General features: G+C 42.2%; 15 protein-coding genes. 2 read left to right on the top strand and 13 right to left on the bottom strand.

Translation table 11 applies throughout. The features are described 5' to 3' along the window. Nucleotides 1-138: 138 nt before the first annotated feature. Together ACRWQN_RS06410 and ACRWQN_RS06405 are read right to left on the bottom strand one after the other, a co-directional pair. Nucleotides 139-1113, bottom strand: coding sequence for a TIR domain-containing protein (locus ACRWQN_RS06410; RefSeq protein WP_434940231.1), 975 nt, complete (start codon nucleotides 1111-1113; stop codon nucleotides 139-141). A gap of 1406 nt (nucleotides 1114-2519) precedes the next feature. Beyond that, nucleotides 2520-4049 (bottom strand): M17 family metallopeptidase, encoded by a 1530-nt coding sequence (locus ACRWQN_RS06405; protein ID WP_434940229.1) that lies wholly within the window; start codon nucleotides 4047-4049, stop codon nucleotides 2520-2522. Nucleotides 4050-4255: 206 nt separating this feature from the next. Between ACRWQN_RS06405 and ACRWQN_RS06400 the strand changes: the two genes are divergently transcribed. After that, nucleotides 4256-5716, top strand: a complete 1461-nt coding sequence (locus ACRWQN_RS06400; RefSeq protein WP_434940227.1) for an aminoacyl-histidine dipeptidase — start codon at nucleotides 4256-4258, stop codon at nucleotides 5714-5716. Nucleotides 5717-5774: 58 nt separating this feature from the next. Here the strand turns inward: ACRWQN_RS06400 and dinB are convergent, their stop codons facing one another. Then, entirely contained in the window at nucleotides 5775-6848 is a 1074-nt protein-coding gene (gene dinB, locus ACRWQN_RS06395; RefSeq protein ID WP_434940225.1) for a DNA polymerase IV, read from the bottom strand. Between the two features lie 190 nt (nucleotides 6849-7038). Here dinB and ACRWQN_RS06390 point away from each other — a divergent pair, with 190 nt between their 5' ends. Further along, on the top strand, nucleotides 7039-7665 hold the full coding sequence (locus ACRWQN_RS06390; protein ID WP_434940223.1) for an FMN-binding negative transcriptional regulator: 627 nt from the start codon (nucleotides 7039-7041) through the stop codon (nucleotides 7663-7665). A 57-nt stretch (nucleotides 7666-7722) separates the two neighbouring features. Here the strand turns inward: ACRWQN_RS06390 and ACRWQN_RS06385 are convergent, their stop codons facing one another. The 10 genes from ACRWQN_RS06385 to ACRWQN_RS06340 form a co-directional block, all read right to left on the bottom strand. After that, on the bottom strand, nucleotides 7723-8127 hold the full coding sequence (locus ACRWQN_RS06385; protein WP_434940221.1) for a GFA family protein: 405 nt from the start codon (nucleotides 8125-8127) through the stop codon (nucleotides 7723-7725). Between the two features lie 134 nt (nucleotides 8128-8261). Then, on the bottom strand, nucleotides 8262-8573 hold the full coding sequence (locus tag ACRWQN_RS06380) for a Fis family transcriptional regulator (protein ID WP_434940219.1): 312 nt from the start codon (nucleotides 8571-8573) through the stop codon (nucleotides 8262-8264). Nucleotides 8574-8749: 176 nt separating this feature from the next. Further along, nucleotides 8750-9217, bottom strand: coding sequence for a bacterioferritin (gene bfr, locus ACRWQN_RS06375; protein WP_434940217.1), 468 nt, complete (start codon nucleotides 9215-9217; stop codon nucleotides 8750-8752). Between the two features lie 12 nt (nucleotides 9218-9229). After that, nucleotides 9230-9700, bottom strand: coding sequence for a bacterioferritin (gene bfr / locus ACRWQN_RS06370; protein WP_434940215.1), 471 nt, complete (start codon nucleotides 9698-9700; stop codon nucleotides 9230-9232). Between the two features lie 209 nt (nucleotides 9701-9909). Continuing rightward, the gene (gene carB, locus ACRWQN_RS06365; RefSeq protein ID WP_434930324.1) at nucleotides 9910-13131 is read right to left on the bottom strand and encodes a carbamoyl-phosphate synthase large subunit; all 3222 of its coding nucleotides are present in this window, start codon (nucleotides 13129-13131) and stop codon (nucleotides 9910-9912) included. Between the two features lie 23 nt (nucleotides 13132-13154). Further along, nucleotides 13155-14312 (bottom strand): glutamine-hydrolyzing carbamoyl-phosphate synthase small subunit, encoded by a 1158-nt coding sequence (gene carA / locus ACRWQN_RS06360; protein WP_434940605.1) that lies wholly within the window; start codon nucleotides 14310-14312, stop codon nucleotides 13155-13157. Between the two features lie 174 nt (nucleotides 14313-14486). After that, nucleotides 14487-15302: a 4-hydroxy-tetrahydrodipicolinate reductase gene (dapB, locus tag ACRWQN_RS06355; RefSeq protein ID WP_434928491.1), complete on the bottom strand. Its 816-nt coding sequence runs from the start codon at nucleotides 15300-15302 to the stop codon at nucleotides 14487-14489. A gap of 112 nt (nucleotides 15303-15414) precedes the next feature. Further along, nucleotides 15415-16032: an FKBP-type peptidyl-prolyl cis-trans isomerase gene (locus ACRWQN_RS06350; RefSeq protein WP_226410806.1), complete on the bottom strand. Its 618-nt coding sequence runs from the start codon at nucleotides 16030-16032 to the stop codon at nucleotides 15415-15417. A gap of 89 nt (nucleotides 16033-16121) precedes the next feature. Further along, a complete protein-coding gene (locus ACRWQN_RS06345) occupies nucleotides 16122-16928 on the bottom strand; it encodes a M48 family metallopeptidase (RefSeq protein ID WP_434930326.1) in 807 nt (268 codons plus the stop codon). Nucleotides 16929-17112: 184 nt separating this feature from the next. Beyond that, nucleotides 17113-18372 carry a DEAD/DEAH box helicase gene (locus ACRWQN_RS06340; protein ID WP_434940214.1) on the bottom strand — a complete coding sequence of 420 codons (1260 nt, stop codon included), beginning with the start codon at nucleotides 18370-18372 and terminating at the stop codon, nucleotides 17113-17115. Between the last annotated feature and the right edge of the window lie 124 nt (nucleotides 18373-18496).

Below are 18496 nucleotides of genomic sequence, written 5' to 3'. Positions count from 1 at the left end.
AATATGCAACAAAGAACCACTCACTGATGAGCCGATTAAATCAATTGGATTCCCGAATGCCTCTTTGGGCTGAGAATTAACATTTTAAATAACAATAGGTATTTCCCCGAAAACACTGCAATTACTCAGATGATTTAGCTAGCTTGCATAGAGGCCAGAAGGATTAAAATTCAACTTAGCTTGATGAAACTCTTTCAAGAGGCTTGTGCGCCAACCAAGCTCAGCACCGATATAGACAACGCCTTGAATGTCATTTTGGATCTCTACACCTTGCTTAACAATGGCTGCTACTTTATGTCTACCGAGCCTTGCAATGAAGTAACCATGTTCAAAAATAACATTTTGTCGAGCACGACCATTCAATTCACTAGCATTTTTGTGCTTACCTAAATCACATGGTGTATACAAAACAACAGCAAAGTCAGCATCACCACATCTTTCAATCTTTTCGATGATAGTATTACCACCACTAGCTTGGTCCATCAGCACAATCGGATCTAAACCTACTTTTCTAATGAAGTTTTCGACTTCTAACCTAAGCACATCATCATGACCATGAACGATAAAGACTCGCTGCTTGCTAGGTAGGTCAAAACTCAACGCCTGAGCAGGTGTTCTAACGGTTTGAGGAGGCTGAGCAACTTGCAATGACTCAGTAGGCAATGCAAAAATGCTCTCTAATTCAGCTTGGCTAACCTGCTTGGCTGGTCGAGTCGTTTTATGCTGTTGCGCAAGTCTAGCACCAGGTTTAATGTCCGCATTATAAGTACCACTGGCCAGCTCATTAACAATCTTTAGGCACTTCTCTCGAAGCTCATCACTATGATTTTGATTGCCGCTATAGCTATTAGCTCTTTGTTCGTCGTAGTTCTCAATTAAACCCAATAGAACATTACCAACAGTCTGATTGTCTTCTAAATCCCAAAAGCCTTTCATTCGATTGCCTTTAGAAGCTGAAGAGTAATTTAGAAAATACTTTTCATCTTCGATATCAATCTCAAATTCTTCAAAAAAGTTGGCAAAGGTTCTGTTTGAAAAGTCTAGGACGTAGCCACCGTCCATCTGAAAATACTTCGTTAATAAAGCTCTGTCTTTACGTGATATTGTTGCCATAAACCCTCCATATGCCACAACTTTACCATAAGGTTAATAAAGCACTGAAAAGAAAATTTAGTCTTGTCTACAGGTCTTAAACTGGGGCATCTACCAGAGGAAATTAGCGGGGTCAGGGTAAACATTTTAAGATAGTTAATAGACGCATGTTATTGAATAGCTTTATCTTCCTTAAATGGCGTGCTCGATAATAGTGCTCAAGTTTACCTAACTCTATCCTTAAGTTTGATACTTTAATCTACTTTATAGCTTTAATTCAATGTTTTAATACAAGTTATATTGGGTAGGTTAAGTCAATTCGTGACTTCAATCTAACTAATTGCCTGCCGCAGGTTCTTATACAGATGATATTTTCGCGTCTTCGATTTAACTTCATTTGTAACAATTCCATAAGAAAAGCTGGGATGTCCGTTTTAAATTGAGGTCATCGAGAAAAGGCCGTGAGCTTGGCATGGATGCCACGCTAGCTTTCGTTGGGCCAGGGACGGCTCATCGGAAGCGTTAGGGCTTTTCGACAATGGCCGAAGCCGGATACAGATGCAGTTTAAAGCTGGATCGATCCCCATCGAAAATCATGCGCTTTTCAGCATTTTTCGTCAGGGGCGGCAGGGTGATCCAAGAGGGTATTTCTGTTGATACCCTCTTGGTCTGGTGTGGGTGAAGCGCCACGACGTTGGTGGCCGCAGGCCATATTTCCAAACAAACTTTGGTGCATAAACAAGTTAGCGTTCAAGATTTTCCTGAACCATTGCATTAAAGCAGACTTATGATGGAAATGGGTTATTGAATGACATAAACGACAGGCAAAAAAAAGCCTACTCATTGAGTAGGCTGACATGGTTCAAGTATCCCGTTGGGGAACGGAAAACTAGTATCACTTGGGGATGTGATAAGGGAATCAATCAAGCTGATCAATTACCCGAGTCAAAACGTCAAAACGACGAAAAAAAGGTGGTGAATAGTCAAACGGAAATAAGTTGAACTATTTTAAAACTTCATGGCGAAAAAACCGCCGCGCAAAGCCTCTGGATTAATCCAAGTGTTTTGCCAAAATATCTTGCCATTGCCTAAATAAGACATAATAAATTCTCCAAATTAAAGTTGTATAAACCTAGTAGTGGTTCTGATCCGTGGAACTAACCTTTCTCAATCCATTGAGACAACTTTCTTTCACTCGATTCCTTGGAGATAACATCCATCCTGGATTTACTAGCATTGACGGTGTCTTGCTTGCCGACGAAGAGAATTATACAAAACTGTAATTTAATTACAAGCTTTATTTGATATAAATCACAAAATACCTTTATTCGGTAATAACATTACCAAATAAAGGTTTTAACAAACACGAAACAAACCATTAACAACAGTTTAATTCATTGTTTTTACTGACAAATAAACCGCAACCACTACCCGATAGCAAACTGTAATAAAGCAACCAAAGGTTGTGCTGTTGGCTTACCGTATAAGGGATCACCTTCAGTCGCGCTGCCGGCAATATCAATATGGGTATAGCTTAAAGGTTGACTGCTTTTTAAATGGTGGCTATCAAGTCCTGATGCTTTCACTAAAAATGCAGCAGGGTATTGATGTCCACGCGCAGTCACTGATGACGGGCCATTATTTGACGATATAACATCTGCCGCGCCATTTTTATCTGCAACCTTATCAAAATCTTCAGGGCGTAAGTATGACACCTCGAAAGGTTCTGCCCATTGCTGACCAATGTGTTGCAATGTTGCTGCTACGCCTTGCTGTTTAGCCACCGCATTTTCAACTAAGGCAGTATAACTACCATAGGCGCGTACAACATGACCGGTTAAGGTCGCTACCGAATATAATGATGGCGCAACCGATTGCGTTGCTTGAATGCGTAAATGCGACAGCAAATCAGCTAATACTAAGCGCCCTTCGGCATCAGTATTACCAATACGGACTCGAACACCTGCATGGCTAGTAATAATCTCATCGGTAACAAACGCTTCACTGCCGATACTGTTACGCACTAAACCCAGCTCGGCGATAACCTTAACGCCCTTAGGCTTTAATATTGATAGGGTTTTCATTAACCCAGCAACAGCTGCTGCGCCGCCTTTATCACGGCTCATGCCCGCCATGCCACCAGCAATTTTAATGTCAGCTCCGCCAGTGTCATATACCACACCTTTACCGGCAAATAGCAATGTTCGCTTAATTTCACCTTCACCGGTGTAAGCCACTTTCACCACCCGTGGATGATGGCGCGCAACATCAAATGAGCTGCGCCCCACTGCGCTTAACAAGGGGTAATCTTTTATTAAGGTCGCTTTATCTTCCACGACGGCAACATCAAGGCCGCTGTCTTTAAAAGACGCCACACAGTAATCAGCAAAGTGAATCGCACTCATGCGCTCAGGCTCAGTACCGCATAAATCACGCGCTAATACTCTGCCCGCTTCTAATGCATTTAACAGTTCACTTTTAGGTGAGCTGGCCATTAAGCCAATAGCGCTTAACGCTGACGTAAGTGAGTTTGCTTCACGGGTTTCAAGTGGTTGCCACAATGCTTGGCCGCAAGCCAGTGCAGCCACTTCAGTGGCAAAGCTAAAACGAGGGTCTTGAGACGATGCCACAATTAATAAAGGCTTAGTTGCTCCAGCATCTTTAGCAATATTGATCCCCTCTTTTGCGGCTTTGGCAAAAATGCGCACATCGGCATAGTCATCATCACCCGTTACTGGGGCAATAATTAATCGACCTCCGGCTAAGCCAGGGGCAAACAGTAATGTGGCTTGCTTGCCTACGCGGTGATCAATTTGCTTAGCATGTTCCGCCAATAAACTAATCTCTTGCTGGGTAACGTCAGTCAGATTGGCAGTGACGACGATGACGGCATCAAAACCTTCACCTTCAAAAATGGCTTGATCGTTATTTACATCTACTATTGGCACTTGAAACATGATTTTCCCTTATGCTTTATTGTCGATTATTCTTGGTGTGTGAACGGTCTGATTGATTTTTAATGTTAGCGTTAACGGTCATTCTAGAGTGAATTTTTATTTACACAATAACGTGTCTACTGCAAAGAAAAACCACGCAGTCACAATGGCAATTGAACAGCCTATGTTAGAATAATGGCATATTTTATCCTGATTGAGGACGTTTCGTGACTGCATTAAATCAATTATATCCACAACCTCTTTGGCAATGGTTCGAACAAATTTGTGCTATTCCCCACCCTTCTAAGCATGAACAAGCGCTATCAAGCCATATTCAACAATGGGCAAAAGGCAAAGGCCTTAGCGTGGTTGAAGATAAAGTGGGCAACCTCATTATTCGTAAACCTGCCACACCCGGTATGGAAGATCGCAAAATTGTTGTCTTGCAAGCTCATATCGATATGGTGCCACAAAAAAATGCCGACAAAGTGCATGACTTTGAAAAAGATCCTATCGAAGCCTATGTTGATGGCGAATGGGTTAAAGCAAAAGGTACAACATTAGGTTCAGATAATGGCATCGGTATGGCTTCGGCTTTAGCCGTGTTAGGTAGCGATGACATTAAGCACGGTCCATTAGAAGTCTTATTGACCATTGATGAAGAAGCCGGCATGACTGGCGCGTTTGGATTAGAAGCCGGTTATTTAGATGCTGAGATTTTGATCAACACCGACTCTGAACAAGAAGGTGAGATTTACATGGGTTGTGCTGGCGGTGTTGACGCCCAGATATCTGTGCCACTTTCATGGCAAGCGCCTGAACTCAGCAATCAATCGTTTAAACTGACCTTGTCAGGCATTAAAGGTGGCCACTCTGGGGTAAATATTCACCTTGGACGTGGTAATGCCAATAAACTGCTGGCTCGTTTTTTGTTTAAATACAGTGATGAATTAGCGTTAGAACTTGTTGATTTTACCGGTGGTTCATTACGTAATGCTATTCCACGTGAAGCGAATATCAGCTTTATGTTACCGGCTGAAAATGTTGATGGGTTAAAAACGGCTATTAGCACATTTCAAGCGGTGGTACGTGAAGAGTTAGCGATTGCCGACCCAAGCATGTTGTTAACCTTAGAAGCCATTGATGCACCAAGCAAAGTGATGGGCGAAGATGCGCAAAACAGCTTAATTGACTTACTACATGCCTGCCCTAATGGGGTAATACGTATGAGTGATGAAGTGGCTGGTGTAACTGAAACCTCATTAAATGTGGGTGTCATTAGCACTGAACAAGAAAGCGTTGAAATTTTATGTTTAATTCGCTCGCTTATCGACTCAGGCCGTGATGAAGTGCAAGGCATGTTAAATGCACTGACCAATCTTGCCGGAGCCAGTATTGAGTTTAGCGGCGCTTACCCTGGTTGGAAGCCGGATAACAGCTCACCGGTTATGGCCATTGTACGTGACACCTACAACGACATTTACAAAAAAGACCCAACCATTATGGTTATCCATGCAGGTCTTGAATGTGGCTTATTTAAAGAGCCTTACCCAACTATGGACATGGTATCTATTGGCCCCACCATTCGTTATCCGCACAGCCCGGATGAAATGGTTAACATTGAAACTGTAGGCCAATACTGGCAGTTATTATTAGCCGTATTAGAACGCATTCCAGCTAAAGCTTAATGCAAGGCTAGGCTTAATGCGATGTAAGGCAAGGCTTTAAGCCATTCAGCATAGAAACTTAAAACTGTAAATCGAGTTGGGCAACCGACTCAGTTTGCAGTTTTTTTTCAGCTGTTTCCGCCAACCCAACACTGACCCCAATTAACCTAATACCACGTTCATTACTTCTGGTCAGTGCTTGTTGTAGCAATTCATAAAATAGCTTTACCGATATTTCATCGCTGCGCTGCTCGATGGTGGTTTGTTTAAAATCGTTGAATTTGATCTTCACCACTTGCTTGTTGATTAATCGATCTTTTGCGCTGCGGCTAACCCGACTATCAAGCTCTTGAATAAGTTGCGGTAATACTTGGTGGCATTGGGCTAGCGTAAAAATATCCTGGGCTAATGTTGTTTCAACACCCACAGATTTACGCACTCGGTTATTGCTGATAGGCCTTGGATCGATGCCATTTGATCGTTCAATTAACACTGCGCCAAACTTACCAAAACTTTCCAGTAACTTTGCCTTAGGATACAGCTGCACATCGGCACAGGTTTCTAACCCTAATACCGACAATTTTTGCGCTGTGACTTTGCCCACACCCGGAATTTTCTTTAACGGTAGCGTGCGTACAAATTCAGGAATTTCATCGGGGGTAATCACATATTGACCATTAGGTTTATTTAAATCAGAGGCAATTTTGGCTAAAAACTTAATCGGCGCGACGCCCGCTGATGCTGTTAATCCGGTTTCTAACTCGATATCTCGGCGAATGGCCTGGGCAATTAAGGTCGCGCTGCCGTGGTATTGCTGACAGTCACTGACATCGAGGAAGGCCTCATCTAATGACAAAGGTTCAATCACATCACTGTAGCGGTTAAATATCTGTCTTATTTGTTGTGAAACATCTTTATAAACCTGCATCCGTCCAGGCACCAAAACTAAATGAGGGCACAGCTTTAACGCTTGATAGCTCGACATAGCTGAGCGCACACCAAACTTACGTGCCGCGTAGTTACAGGTACTGATAACACCACGGCGATCACTACGTCCACCTACAGCAATGGCTTTATCGCGTAATTCAGGAAAATCACGCATCTCAACAGCGGCAAAATAACAGTCCATGTCGATATGAATAATTTTGCGCATTGCTGATGCCATTAAGATTAAAAAGGTAACCTATAATACTGTATGTAAAAACAGTATTCAATGTATCCGCCAGATAAATAAAGCACAGCATTTAGATGAAATGGAATAGAAAATAAGTTGTGTGTTCCGACTAAGTATCTATTATGATAAATCAATTGGTTATAGGTTATTTACACGGATAAGTTAACACATGCATGTACCTGAAAAATGGCAAATGGACAGCTTAAGTGCCATACATCAGTTTATTGCACAACATGGTTTTGCGTCTGTCATATCAGCAAACTTAGCAGCCTCGCATATTCCGCTGATATTGAAAGCAGACGAGGGTGAGCATGGGGTACTTTATGGCCATTTAGCACGTAGCAATCCACATTGGCAGGATATTATAGACAGTTCAGTATTGTGTATTTTTAATGGCCCTCATGCCTATATTTCACCGACTTGGTATCATGCCTCCCCTGCTGTACCCACCTGGAATTACAGCGTGGTACACGCTAAAGGCACGGTTGAGCTCACCGACGATAAAACCACAATGGCGATATTAGAAACCACAATACAAAAATATGAACCGAGTTTATTAACGCCCACCCCTGAAAACCCTGAAGGTTTTATCCCTAAACAATTTCAAGATAAGTTAGCTAAAGGGATTGTCGGGTTTAAAATTGTGATTACTGAGCTACAAGGTAAACAAAAGCTTGGCCAGCATAGAAGCTCGCTCGATCAACTCGGAGTGGTTGCAGGATTATCAAAATCGACAGGCATAGATGAGCAACAGTTGTTGAAGTACATGATCAATCAAAATATTGCGCTAGGTTAACAGTAAGTACTTTCCCTAGCGACTTTTGAGCTAAACAGCATGATTTAGCAGCGCAACTTAACGACCAGGCTCAAAGGCATCGTATCTGGGTAACTGAGCATCTAAAACTTCCCAGTTTGCTTTGGATGAAACAAAGTTGTGCGAAATAGGCCTTTCAATTATGTCAGTATCAAGTATACCGAGTCGGATCCTGTAGCGCTGTGGATCTTGCTCGTTTGAACTGTACACAGGTGAGCCACAATAACTGCAAAAATGTCGATTTCGACCGGGCTTGAATGAAAATATACTTAAGCTATTTTTACCCGATACAATGTCAAAATCAGCCGCATTAATGAAACCATTTGTGGCGAATGCAGTGCCACTATTTTTCCTGCATAAAGAGCAGTGACAATGAATAATATCACTTATTTCGCCCTTTATGGTTATGCTAACCTCGCCACACAAACACTTTCCCTGATACATAATCGCCATCACCTTGTGCTATAAAAAAATTGCTCGTCAAACTAAAAGCTGTCGCCACTAAAGCCAGTAGCCACACCTAATAGCATGTTTAATGGTTATATTTAACCTAATCTAACGTTTGTGAAGACTCATTACTAATACAGTTTTTTATTATGGTTATCTTCACTGTCATATGACACTTGGCGAATATCAACAGCCACCTTAATGCTTAACAGCTTTTTTTGGATAAGTTTACTGAGAGCATCATTTTCAGGTGATGCCATAAAACGGTTGAGGTTATAAGGCGTATCGAAGACACATATAACCTGTAAGCTTTTAGGAAAGTCGCTGTAATTAACAATATGGGTCAACCATTCGAAACCGCTATATTCATTTAGGGCGATTTCACACACCTGGGTTAACACTTGTCGAATTTGATTGTCTATTTTTTTATCGGTTTTACGCATATATCACAGTGACCCAAAATTCAAATAACAGCAGGAAGGTGGAATAAGTTAGCCAGTGTAGCAAAGTTCACTGCTACGATTTAACATAAAAAAGCCCAACCCCTTTCGGGACTGGGCTTTAAAATCAACAAACGCCTCAATTAACAATGTTAATTAACGCATTCTTAGTCGATTAATTACATCTTAGTTTGCAGGTAATTCTGTAAACCAACACGCTCAATTAAGCGTAATTGTTTTTCTAACCAATACATGTGATCAGATTCAGTATCATCCAATAAGACTTCTAAAATCTCACGGGTTTGATAATCGCCTTTCTCTTCACATAATTTGATCACTTTACGTAAATCATCCGCCACTTTGTATTCATACTGTAGGTCGTTATTTAGCATTTCTTGCACATCTTTACCGATGTTTAATGCTTCGCGGCTGGCTACATCTGGCGTACCTTCTAAAAACAGAATGCGCTGCACTAGTTTAGCTGCATGGGCTTTCTCGTCATCAGATTCATGTAATATACGGGTATATAATTCGTCAAATCCCCAATCTTCATACATATGAGCATGCACAAAATATTGGTCCATTGCTGATAACTCACCGGTTAACAAGCTGTTTAATGCGTCAATAACTTCTGAATTGCCTTTCATAATATTGTCCTGTTAATCTTTAATTTGAGATTGAAGATAGTTTTGAATACCGATTTGTACTATCTGTTCTTGCTGAGATTCAATCCAATCTAAATGCTCTTCTTCATCTTCCAGCAGGTCTTCAAGTAAATCGCGGGTAACGTAATCTTGTTCTGTTTCACACAATTTGATCACATCACGTAATGCAGCAATTTGCTCGGTTACCGCTTCTTTATCACAGTCCAACATTTCTTCGGCATCTTCGCCAATACGCAGCTTGTCTAATTGCTGTAAATTCGGTAATCCCTCAAGAAATAATACCCGCTCAATAAGCTTGTCTGCGTGTTTCATGTCTTGAATTGATTTCTTGTATTCTTTTTCGTTGAGCTTCTCTAAACCCCAATGTTTGAACATACGCGCATGTAAAAAGTATTGGTTAATGGCGGTCAGTTCGAAAGTTAATACGCGGTTTAACTGACTAATGACTTTTGGATGACCTTTCATAATGATGTCCTTGATAGCTTAACTTGATCTGGATCAATTTAGGCTAGGATAGTACACCCAGCACGATATTGCAAATTATCCTTTAAATTCATATACATAGTATTGATAACCATTATCATTATAACTAAGGTTTGTAAACCAGATACAAATCGCAGCCATAAAAAAAGCCTTCAAAATGAAGGCTCTTTACAATGTAGGCTAGCTAAATTTTAGCCAGTAATGCGCTTATGTAACTCTTGAATCGAGTTCACATTAGTGCGGTCATCTGCAGCATGCGCTAGACATGTAGCAAATGCAGCATTCAGTGTTGTAGTGTAATTCACTTTATAACGCAGTGCTCCACGACGAATTTGACGTGAGTCTTCAATCGCCTGGCGACCTTCTGTCGTATTAATGATGTAGGTGTACTCATCATTCTTAATACGGTCAAGAATGTGCGGACGACCTTCATGCACCTTGTTCACTAAACGAGGGTTAATTCCCGCTTCACCCAATACCACTGCGGTACCGTGTGTGGCGTCAATCTCATAACCTAGCTCAATTAACTTAGCCGCTAATGCTGCTACACGTTTTTTATCACTGTTACGAACTGATAATAAGGCACGTCCAGACTTAGGTACTTCAGATGTCGCACCTAATTGCGCTTTAGCATAAGCTTCTGCAAAGGTTTCACCCACACCCATAACTTCACCTGTTGAACGCATTTCAGGCCCTAATAAAGGGTCAACGCCAGGGAATTTATTGAAGGGGAGTACCACTTCTTTCACAGAGAAGAATGGTGGAATAACTTCTTTAGTAAAGTTTTGTGACTTTAAGCTTTGACCAGCCATCACACGCGCTGCAATCTTAGCTAATGGCACACCGGTTGCTTTTGACACAAAAGGTACGGTACGCGCTGCACGTGGGTTAACTTCAATCATGTAGATTTCGTTATCTTTCACGGCAAACTGCACGTTCATTAAGCCTATTACACCTAATTCAAATGCAAGCTTTGATACCTGCTCACGCATTTGCGCTTGAATTTCTGCACTTAAGCTATATGGCGGTAATGAACAACCAGAGTCACCAGAGTGAACGCCAGCCTGTTCAATATGCTCCATAATCGCGCCAACAACCACGGTTTCGCCGTCACATACCGCATCAATATCCACTTCAATCGCATCATCTAAGAAGTGATCAAGTAATACTGGTGATGCGTTAGACACTTTAACTGCTTCATTGAAGTAGCGTAGTAAATCTTGCTTGTCGTAAACGATTTCCATCGCACGACCGCCCAATACATAAGATGGACGGACAACCAGCGGATAACCAATAATTTCCGCTTCAATCACAGCACTTTCAACAGTCGTGACTGTCGCGTTTTGTGGCTGCTTCATGTTTAAACGTTGAATTGCTTGTTGGAAACGCTCGCGGTCTTCAGCACGGTCAATCGCATCTGGGCTAGTACCAATAATAGGCACCCCAGCGGCTTCTAATTCACGGGCTAATTTAAGCGGAGTTTGACCACCGTACTGTACGATGACGCCTTTTGGCTTCTCGATACGGACGATTTCTAACACGTCTTCTAAGGTAACAGGTTCAAAGTATAAGCGATCAGATGTATCGTAATCGGTTGATACGGTTTCAGGGTTACAGTTAACCATAATGGTTTCATAACCGTCTTCACGTAATGCTAATGCTGCGTGTACACAACAGTAGTCAAACTCAATACCTTGACCAATGCGGTTTGGACCGCCACCCAAAATCATGATTTTGTCACGATTTGATGGATTGGCTTCACACTCTTCTTCATACGTTGAGTACATGTAAGCAGTGTCGGTTGAGAATTCAGCGGCACAAGTATCTACACGCTTGTATACCGGATGAATGTCATGGCGATGACGTAATTTACGAATTTCGCCTTCACTCACACCAAGTACATCCGCTAAGCGTAAATCAGAGAAACCTTTACGCTTTAATTGGCGTAAGTAGTTTTGCTCTAAACCTGACATACCAAGTTCAGCCACTTTGGCTTCTTGGGCAATCAAATCTTCGATTTGAGCGAGGAACCAGTGATCAACGTTAGTCAGAGTGAAGATATCATTACGGCTTAAACCGGCACGGAATGCATCGGCTATATACCAAATACGATCACAACCAGGCTCTTTTAATTCATGACGTATACGTTGCATCGCTTCTGATGATTGTAAATCTACAATCGGGTCAAAACCGTTACGACCCACTTCAAGACCACGTAATGCTTTTTGCAAAGACTCTTGGAAAGTGCGGCCAATAGCCATTACTTCACCAACAGATTTCATTTGAGTAGTTAGGCGGTCATTTGCACCGGCAAACTTTTCAAAATTAAAGCGTGGAATTTTGGTCACAACATAGTCGATAGCAGGTTCAAACGATGCTGGTGTTTTACCACCAGTAATATCGTTGCTTAGCTCATCAAGCGTAAAACCAACGGCTAATTTAGCCGCGATTTTAGCGATCGGGAAACCGGTTGCTTTAGAGGCTAATGCAGATGAACGGGATACACGCGGGTTCATCTCAATAATGACCATACGGCCAGTGTTAGGACAAATACCAAATTGTACGTTTGACCCACCGGTTTCAACACCAATTTCACGCAATACCGCTATCGAAGCGTTACGCATTAATTGATATTCTTTGTCGGTTAGCGTTTGTGCCGGTGCTACGGTAATTGAATCACCAGTATGAACACCCATCGCATCGAAGTTTTCGATAGTACAGACGATAATACAGTTATCGTTGCGGTCACGAACCACTTCCATTTCATATTCTTTCCAACCAATTAATGATTCATCAATCAATAATTCGTTAGTTGGCGACAAGTCCAAGCCTTGAGAACAAATCTCTTCAAACTCTTCTTTATTGTAGGCAATACCACCGCCGCTGCCACCCATGGTGAAAGACGGACGAATGATACAGGGGAAGCCCACCATATCTAATACGCCATACGCTTCATCCATATTATGGGCAATACCTGCACGCGGGCAGTCTAAACCAATGGATTTCATCGCTTTGTCAAAACGGCTACGGTCTTCAGCTTTATCAATTGCGTCTGCTGTTGCGCCAATCATTTCAACGTTAAATTCTTTTAGTACGCCTTTAGCTTCAAGCTGAAGTGCGCAGTTCAGAGCCGTTTGTCCACCCATAGTCGGTAGAATGGCATCTGGACGCTCTTTGGCAATAATATTGCGTACTACTTCCCAATGAATTGGCTCGATATAAGTTGCATCGGCCATATCTGGGTCGGTCATAATGGTTGCTGGGTTAGAGTTAACCAGAATAACGCGGTAGCCTTCTTCACGAAGAGCTTTACAGGCTTGAGCACCTGAATAATCGAACTCACACGCCTGACCAATTACAATTGGTCCGGCACCTAGGATAAGAATACTTTTTATATCGGTACGTTTTGGCATTGCTTTTCTCTTCTCCTAGATAACTATTTAGCGTGCTGACGATATTGCTCAATAAGTTCGATGAAATGATCGAACAAAGGCGCGGCATCGGTTGGGCCAGGGCTTGCTTCAGGGTGACCCTGGAAGCTAAACGCAGGCTTGTCGGTTAAATGGATACCTTGTAAAGAACCATCAAATAATGACTTATGGGTCACTTTGATATTGGCCGGCAAAGTGGTTTCATCCGCAGCAAAACCATGGTTTTGACTGGTGATCATCACGTTACCTTTTTCGATATTGCTCACAGGGTGGTTTGCACCGTGGTGACCAAATTTCATCTTTAAGGTTTTAGCGCCTGAGGCTAATGCTAATAATTGATGGCCTAAACAAATACCAAATATAGGAATTTCTGTTTTTAAGATTTGTTGAATAGCGTCAATTGCATAGTCACATGGTTCTGGATCGCCCGGACCATTTGATAGAAAGACTCCATCAGGATTCATGGCTAAGACATCGGCAGCGGAGGTTTGCGCTGGCACCACGGTGACATCACAACCTCGGTCAACTAGCATGCGTAAAATGTTACGTTTTACACCGTAATCATAGGCAACAACTTTATATTTCAATTCTTTCTCTGGGGTATCAGAAGGTAAACCACCCTCTAATTTCCAGCTACTGTTTCGCCATTGGTAGGCTTTATCAGTAGTGACTTCTTTGGCTAAATCCATGCCTTTTAAGCCAGGAAATGCTTTTGCTTGTGCAAGCGCTTTTGCTTCGTCCAGGTCACCCACCATAATACAACCGGCTTGGGCACCTTTTTCACGCAGGATACGGGTTAATTTTCGGGTATCGATATCCGCAATACCAACAACATTGTTAGCTTTTAGGTAATCACCTAAAGATTGTTGATTACGGAAGTTACTAGCCATTAACGGTAAATCGCGAATGATAAGACCACAAGCATGAACCGCACTTGATTCTGTGTCTTCATCATTAGTACCGGTATTACCGATATGCGGATACGTTAAAGTGACTATTTGGCGTGAATATGATGGATCCGTTAATATTTCTTGGTATCCGGTCATTGAAGTGTTAAAAACTACTTCACCAACTGTAATACCTGTAGCACCAATTGCAGTGCCAGAAAATACGGTTCCGTCTTCGAGTACGAGTAAGGCAGACTGTGTCAACGCGACCTCCAGAAAAGAGCCAAGCTATTGAAATTATTTTGTTTTATTTTGCACTAAGATACCAATTTCCGCTGTTTTACGAAATTTTGACAAATTTCGCCGATTTTACAGGAGTTCTGTAATTTCGTCCACATATGAAAAAAGGTTTTTCAAAAAAAACCACCATATCGAATGGTGGTTTTTAATTTAATCATTTAGTCCAAGGACCTGCTGCATATCATACAGACCCGGATTTTGATCATATAGCCAGTAAGCCGCACGCATTGCGCCATTGGCGAATGTCATTCGGCTTGATGCTTTATGAGTTATTTCTAAACGCTCACCAATATCAGCAAACATTGCGGTATGTTCACCGACTAGATCACCTGCACGAATCGTTGAGAAACCAATGGTGTCACGTGAACGTTCACCAGTAATACCTTCGCGGCCATAAACGGCGCACTTCTCAAGATCGCGTCCAAGGGTATTGGCGATCACTTCACCCATTTTAAGTGCAGTGCCAGATGGCGCATCTTTCTTAAAACGGTGATGACCTTCAATGATCTCAATATCGGTATAATCACCCATCACTTCTGCAGCAAGCTCTAACAACTTCCACATCAAGTTAACGCCAACTGACATATTAGGCGCAAATACCACTGGGGTTTGCTCTGCATATGCACCAATAAGCTCTTTTTGAGCATGGTTGAATCCAGTTGTACCTAATACAATGGCTTTGCGATTACGAGCACACCAGTCAAGGTGAACAATTGAGGCTTCAGGTGAGGTAAAGTCGATTAGCACATCAAAGTTATCAGCCACACTGTCAAGTGAATCAGTAATGGCAACATCCATTGAACCTACGCCAGCCAGTTCACCGGCATCAACACCAATTAAGGTCGAGCCTGAACGTTCTATTGCCGCGCCAAGACGGATAACTTCTTGATGTTTAGCTGACTCAATTAATGTGCGACCCATACGGCCACTGGCACCCACAACGGCGACTCTTACTTTTGCAGTCATATGTTCTCCCAGTGAAAGCTTAATCAACATCTCACATTTGATATTGAGGCTTAATACAAAAATTTGGCTATATACAAAAACGCCTAAGTCATCTTAGGCGTTTTTATGATTATTAGAGAATGTCTAACAATTCAACTTCAAACACTAATGCAGTGTATGGAGGAATAGATGCACCTGCACCACGCTCGCCATAAGCTAAGTGATGTGGGACAAATAGCTTAAGCTTAGTGCCTACAGGCATAAGTTGTAATGCTTCAGTCCAGCCAGCAATAACGCCAGATACAGGGAATTCAGCAGGTTGACCACGAGTCACTGAACTGTCGAATACTTCACCATTGATGAAAGTACCGTGGTAGTGAGTGCGAACTGTTGAGTCAAACGTTGGCTTTTCGCCTTCGCCTTGAACTAGTACTTCATATTGAAGACCAGATTCAGTTACCGTTACGCCATCACGTTTAGCATTATCAGCTAAAAATGCATCAGCTTCTGCAGTTGCATTTTCTGCAGCAGCTTCTTGTGCAGCTTGTAAACGGCGGCTAATTTCAGTAAAAGCAGTTTGCAAGTCTTCCATAGACACTTGGCTTTCTTTTCCTGAAAACGCATCAGCTAAACCAGCTTGAACAGCAGGGATATCAATTCCTTCAAAAGGATTGGCAGCGAGTTGCTCACCCATTTGACGACCTACACCATAACTTGCATGCTGCTCCATTGTGCTGAACACATCTGACATAATTTCGTTCTCTCATTGATCAAATAAAAATTTGCACGGAGTCTATCACATTTAATTCGTCCATGCTGTGAAAAAGCCTCACAATTGGGCTATTTTGAGCCATTGATTTTACACTCAGCCAAAGACTGTTTTCTAGCTTGAGTATAAAGCGGCATCACTTGAGTTTGTGCCGTTTGTAAGTCTTCAATACGCGTGCTGTGTGAAGGATGCGTTGACAATAGCTCAGGCCCTTGCGCGCCTCCGGCTTTGGCCATGTTTTGCCACAAGGTGATACTTTGTGCTGGGTTGAAGCCTGCTTTAGCCATTAGCTCAAGGCCAACGATATCAGCCTCTGATTCTTGGCTACGGCCAAAGGGTAATATAATGCCTACTTTAGCGCCTAAGCCAAGCCCTGCCATATATAAATCTTTATTGGCAATACCCGATGCACCGATTGCTGCATCAGCAGCCTGCATTCCTAAACCGGTAAGCTGAGCACGGGACACTTGCTCATTACCATGTTGCGCTAATACATGTGCCACTTCGTGCCCCATCACTGTTGCTAGCTGATCTTGATTAGCAGCAACATTTAATAAACCGGTGTACACACCAATATGGCCACCCGGCAATGCAAAAGCATTCACTTGATCAGAGTCAAACAATACCACTTCCCATTGTTGGCTTTGATCCGGTAGTACTGCGGTAATGCGTTTAGCGATGCAATTCACGTAAGCGGTTTTGTTTTTATCTTTACTTATTTTTTGGTCTTGCTTCATGGTTTCAAAAGACTGTGCCCCCATTTGCTGCATTTGAGCATCTGAAAACAGCAAGGTTTGGCTTCTGCCTGTGGGTGATTTTGTACTAACACATCCAACCAATAAAGTTGAAATCGCCGCTGCAAGTATGAGTTGCTTCATATTTTCATCCTTTAAATTAAGCTTTAAATTAAACTAATAATAGCTAGGTCTGTTTTCGCTCTGGTGATGTTAAACCAGCATTGCATAAACGACCATGACGTTAAATAATTGTCCTTGCAACCCATTGTGACTTGCAAATAGCCGCGTGGCATGTCGTTGAGTTTTGGGCCTCAAAAAATATCGCTTATTGTACTGATTTTCTTTTAGAAAAATCGCCAGCCCCTCGTTTACTTGCGGTGCGCCGATTAGCTTTTTTATCTCGAGGAGCACGCTTGCTGGTCGAATTTGTGACTAGGTCTGTCACCGGAAAGTCTGCCAACGTAGTCAATGGTAAAAGGTGACCCGTTAATTGCCGAATAGCCTCTAAACTGACTAATTCTAAGTGACTCACCAAAGACAAGGCCACACCACTTAGCCCAGCCCTTGCGGTGCGGCCAATACGATGAACATACACCTCTGCTTGGTTTGGTAAATCAAAATTGATTACTACGGGCAAAGCATCGATATGAATACCACGCGCCATTACATCCGTAGCCACTAACACACTCAGTTGCTGGGTTTTAAAATCGTTCAATGTTTGGCTGCGTAACGCTTGCTCTTTATCACCGTGAAGTGCTGCTGCGTTAATACCCGCTTTAAGTAATTTTCGACACAAAGCATCGGCATCATCTTTAGCATTAACAAATACCAAAACCTGCGACCAATGGTGCAACTTAATCTGTTCGATCAGTATTTTTGCTTTACTGCCTTTATTGACGTGATAAATCGTTTGGCTAATATCTTCTACCGCGCTATTTAAGGCATTAGCCTCTAAGCGTATTGTTGATGATGACAATACAGTCTTCACCAACTCATCTAACGTTGCAGGCATAGTTGCCGAAAACATTAGCGTTTGCCTTTTAGGCATAAGTGCCAGTAGCGCATTAATATCGGCAATAAAGCCCATATCTAATAATCTGTCGGCTTCATCAAACACGACACATTGTAGCTGTTCAAATTGAATAACACCTTGCTGTGCTAGCGCTAATAATCGCCCCGGTGTAGCAACAATCAATTCTGCAGGGGATGTTAGTCGCTCAACTTGTTGGGTTATATCTTCACCACCGCATAAGGCATCCACTCGTAAGTCGACGGCTTGCGCTAATGGGGTTAAATTTTGACAAACTTGCGCCGCTAACTCTCTAGTCGGTGCAATAATTACGGCTAATATATTGGGTGTTTGCTGACCTAACTTTGATGTGCCACTTTGTAATGCCGCAATACGATGCAATATGGGTAAACCAAAAGCATAGGTTTTACCACTGCCCGTTTGCGCCAATGCCAGTACATCTTTACCGCTCAAAATAGCGGGAATAGCCTGTTTTTGTATTGCACTAGGTTCAATCACCAAGGAAGGTAATGATTTAACGAGTTTAGGATTGAGCGTAAATAATGAAAAACCCATGCGGTATCGCCTAATTTTCTGTGGCTAAAGTTAACATTCGTCGTAATGATAACGCGCTAACAACAAACTCAATACGCATATTGAGTTTCAATAAAAAAAGGCTGTTTACCCAAAGTAAACAGCC

Source organism: Shewanella sp. HL-SH8, from assembly GCF_051165765.1.
Classification (GTDB): Bacteria; Pseudomonadota; Gammaproteobacteria; order Enterobacterales; family Shewanellaceae; genus Shewanella; species Shewanella glacialimarina.
Note: the sequence above shows the minus strand (reverse complement) of the source record. Positions and strands in the feature narration are given on the sequence as shown.